Origin of the sequence: Pedococcus sp. (genome assembly GCF_036554925.1) — a bacterium.
Taxonomy (GTDB): Bacteria; Actinomycetota; Actinomycetes; order Actinomycetales; family Dermatophilaceae; genus Pedococcus_A.
On the sequence record NZ_DATBMI010000226.1, the window covers coordinates 1 to 4,078 of the forward strand.

Here is a 4,078-nt window from a genome sequence, read left to right on the forward strand (position 1 = left end):
TCGATTTTTGACACGCTGTTGAGTTCTCAAGGTTCGGACGCGCACCGCTTGCTCTGCGTTTCCGCTCGGCGCCCGGGGCAACTCCTCTAATTTACCCTCTCGGCTTTCGCTTTTCCCAATCCGCTTTTCGCTGATCTGTTCTGGCTTCTCACCGAGATGACCACCGTCCGGGACTGGCCCGGACCGATGCGCGCGACTCGTGAGTCACGCCGTTCGAGTGGTGGTGTCTGCCCCGGGACCGGCCTGCTTCGCGGTGGTGACCGCGGTGGTGTCCGTTCCTCCCTGTCGGGCTGACGTCGAGAACATTAGGGGGAGGTGGCGCGAGAACACAAATCCGCAGGTCAACGCTGCCCCGCCTCACCGACACCCACCAGCGCACGCGTCCCGGCACCAGGCACGGCGCACCGGTGGACACGGGACAGGGACCGTCCCGGACTCCCGGGGCGGTCCCTGTTCCTTCCCGCCGGACTGGCGGCACGGCCGGCACGGCCTCACGTCAGGGCGGTCAGCTCCGCAGTCGGCCCGCGGCCAGGGTCTTGCGACCGCGGCGCAGCAGGGCCACCTGGCCGTGCAGGAAGTCCTCCGGCTCGAGCGTGGCCTCGGGGTCGGTCACCTTGGCGTTGTTGACCGAGGCCCCGCCGTCACCGATGGCGCGCCGTGCAGCGTTGCGCGAGTCGACCAGCCCGACGGCGACCAGGGCGTCGGTCACGCTCATCCCCACCGAGACGTCGCCTCCGGGCAGCTCGGCCGTCGCGTCGGCGAGGGTCCGGGCATCGAGGCTGCGCACGTCGCCCTTGCCGAACAGCGCCTCCGAGGCGGCCTGGACCGACGCGGTGTGCTCGGCTCCGTGCACGAGTGTCGTCACGTCGGCGGCCAGCGCCCGTTGCGCCTCCCTCAGGAACGGCTTCTCCGCCAGGGACTGCTCGAGCCGGGCGATCTCCTCCGGACCGCGGTCGGTGAAGACCTTGAGGTAGGAGATCACCGAGGCGTCCTCGGCGTTGATCCAGAACTGGTAGAAGGCGTACGGCGACATCATGTCGGGGTCGAGCCAGACCGTGCCGCTCTCGGTCTTGCCGAACTTCGACCCGTCGGCCTTGGTGATCAGCGGCGTTGTCAGCAGGTGGACGTGCTTGCCCTCGACCCGGTGGATGAGGTCGGCCCCGGCCGTCAGGTTGCCCCACTGGTCCGCTCCCCCGGTCTGCAGCGTGCAGCCGTACTCGCGGAACAGGTGCAGGTAGTCCAGGCCCTGCAGCAGCTGGTAGCTGAACTCGGTGTACGAGATGCCCTGCTCGGTGTTCAGCCGCGCGGAGATCGCGTCCTTCTTGACCATCTGGTTGACGCGGAAGTGCTTGCCGACGTCGCGCAGGAACTCCAGGGCGCTCATCGGCGCGGTCCAGTCGAGGTTGTTGACCATGATCGCTGCGTTGTCGCCCTCGAAGTCGAGGAACGGCTGCACCTGCTGCTGGATCCGCTTGACCCAGTCCGCGACGACCTCGGGGTCGTGCATGTCGCGCTCCGACGTCGACTTCGGGTCGCCGATCAGCCCGGTGGACCCGCCGACGAGGCAGAGCACCCGGTGACCGGCCCGCTGCAGGTGACGCAGCGTGATGAGCTGCACGAGGTTGCCGATGTGCAGGCTCGGTGCGGTCGGGTCGAACCCGCAATAGACCGTGACCGGCCCGTCGGCGAGTGCCTGGCGCAGCACGGACTCGTCGGTGGTCTGTGCCACCAGCCCGCGCCACTGCAGCTCGTCGAGGATGTTGCTCACGGTCGTCATTGCTCCTTCGTTCTCCGGTATGCCGGGTGCCCGGCACAGGTGCAAGCCTGCCCTATGCCTCCGCGCGCCTGCGACGCGGTTTCGCGGGGCGGTACGCCGAGACCGTGGGCTCGTCCGCCAGCCAGAACCGCCAGGGGTAGGCCGCGCCGTCGCCGCCGGACCCGGACACGCCCACCCGGGGGCCGGTCCGGATCCTCGAGGCCGGCACGTGCGCGGCCGGTGCGTGGAACGTGACCGGACCCCCCGGCCTGCAGACGTCCAGACCGGTGTGCTCGCCGGTGAGGGCGAGAGAGGTGGCCAGGCGCGCTGGGCCGCGGGCCCAGTCGCGGCGGGCGATGCCGGCGCGCCGCTCGGCCGCCACGCCGACGCCGTCGACGACCTCGCCGGCGCGCAGCAGGACCGCGCTGGCCTCGCCGTCCGGCCCGCACACGATGTTGGCGCACCAGTGCATGCCGTACGTGAAGTAGACGTAGAGGTGCCCGGGCACGCCGAACATCACCGAGGTGCGTGGGGTGGGACCCCGGTAGGCGTGGGACCCCGGGTCCTTCTCCCCGGCATACGCCTCGACCTCGGTGAGGCGCACCGTGACTCCGGCGTGCGTGACCGTGGCCCCGAGCAGGGCGGGCGCCACGTCGAGGACGTCCTCGTGGAAGAAGTCGCGCGTGAGCCTCGAGCCGGTCAGCGGACCGCTCAGCCCCTGCGGCGGCGGATCTTGTTGCCGAGCCACACCACTGGATCGTAGTGACGGTCCACGACGCGCTCCTTCAGCGGGATCAGCGCGTTGTCGGTGATGTGGATGTTCTCCGGGCAGACCTCGGTGCAGCACTTGGTGATGTTGCACAGCCCGAGGCCGTGCTCCTCGCGTGCGGCGGGGCGACGGTCGGCGGTGTCGAGCGGGTGCATGTCGAGCTCGGCGATCCGCATCAGGTGGCGCGGGCCGGCGAAGCTCTCCTTGTTGTCCTCGTGGTCGCGCACCACGTGGCAGACGTTCTGGCACAGGAAGCACTCGATGCACTTGCGGAACTCCTGGCTTCGCTGCACGTCGACCTGCTGCATGCGGTACTCGCCGGGGCGGAGGTCCTTGGGCGGAGCGAAGGCAGGGATCTCGCGGGCCTTCTCGTAGTTGAACGACACGTCCGTCACGAGGTCGCGCTGCACCGGGAAGGTGCGCAGTGGCGTGACCGTGATGGTGTCCTGCTCGGCGAAGGTGCTCATGCGGGTCATGCAGAGCAGCCGGGGACGCCCGTTGACCTCGGCGCTGCAGGAGCCGCACTTGCCCGCCTTGCAGTTCCAGCGCACCGCGAGGTCGGGGGCCTGGGTCGCCTGGAGCCGGTGGATGATGTCGAGGACGACCTCGCCCTCGTTCACCTCGACGGTGAAGTCGTGCAGCTCGCCGCCCTCGCTGTCGCCGCGCCAGACGCGGAACCTGCCCTGGTAGCTCACTGGCCGTCACCCCTCGCTGTGTCGGACCGGGACAGCTCGTCCTCGGTGAGGTACTTCGACAGCTCGCCCCGGTCGAACAGGGCGAGCAGGTCCTCGCGGATCTCGGGCACCGGCTGCCGCGCGAGCGTCACCGACCCGTCGGGCCCCTGCCGGCAGACGAGGTTCACGCCGCGCCACTGCGGGTCCATGGCCGGGTGGTCCTCGCGAGTGTGCCCGCCGCGGGACTCGGTGCGCTCGAGCGCAGCCATCGCGACGCAGCGCGAGACGGCGAGCATGTTGCGCAGGTCGAGGGCGAGGTGCCACCCGGGGTTGAACTGCCGGTGCCCCTCCACCCCGACGGAGCTCGCGCGCTCGTCCAGGGCGTCGAGCAGCTCGAGCGCCTCGCGGATCTCGCCCTCGCGGCGGATGATCCCGACCAGGTCGTTCATCCGCTGCTGGAGCTCCTGGTGCACGGAGTACGGGTTCTCCGCGCCGTCGTCGGCCCGGAACGGCGCGAGGGCGGTCGCGGCGGCCTTCTCGATGTCGGCCTCCGCGACGACCGGGCGCCGGGCGCGCAGCTGCCGCAGGTAGCTCGCCGCCCCGGCCCCCGCCCGGCGACCGAACACCAGCAGGTCGGAGAGGCTGTTCCCGCCGAGCCGGTTCGAGCCGTGCATGCCCCCGGCGACCTCGCCCGCGGCATACAGGCCGGGGACGCTCGTCGCCGCGGTGTCCGCGTCGACCTCCACCCCGCCCATCACGTAGTGGCAGGTGGGGCCGACCTCCATCGGCTCGGCCGTGATGTCGACGTCGGCGAGCTCCTTGAACTGGTGGTACATCGACGGCAGCCGCCGGGTGATCTCCTCGGCGGGGAGCCGCGTC

The 4,078-nt window shown here is 70.6% G+C and carries 4 protein-coding genes; all 4 read right to left on the bottom strand.

Annotation, left to right across the window (positions count from 1 at the left end):
- Positions 1-505: 505 nt before the first annotated feature.
- On the bottom strand, positions 506-1,768 hold the full coding sequence (gene tyrS / locus VIB11_RS16775) for a tyrosine--tRNA ligase (RefSeq protein ID WP_332057216.1): 1,263 nt from the start codon (positions 1,766-1,768) through the stop codon (positions 506-508).
- Between the two features lie 61 nt (positions 1,769-1,829).
- Complete coding sequence (locus VIB11_RS16780; RefSeq protein ID WP_332057213.1) at positions 1,830-2,504, bottom strand: DNA-3-methyladenine glycosylase; 675 nt, start codon at positions 2,502-2,504, stop codon at positions 1,830-1,832.
- Positions 2,468-3,220: a succinate dehydrogenase/fumarate reductase iron-sulfur subunit gene (locus tag VIB11_RS16785; RefSeq protein ID WP_332057214.1), complete on the bottom strand. Its 753-nt coding sequence runs from the start codon at positions 3,218-3,220 to the stop codon at positions 2,468-2,470. Before VIB11_RS16785 ends, VIB11_RS16780 begins: the two co-directional genes overlap by 37 nt.
- Positions 3,217-4,078, bottom strand: an 862-nt coding sequence (locus tag VIB11_RS16790; protein ID WP_332057215.1) for an FAD-binding protein, incomplete at its 5' end; no start/stop codon positions are given. The genes VIB11_RS16790 and VIB11_RS16785, both read right to left, overlap by 4 nt.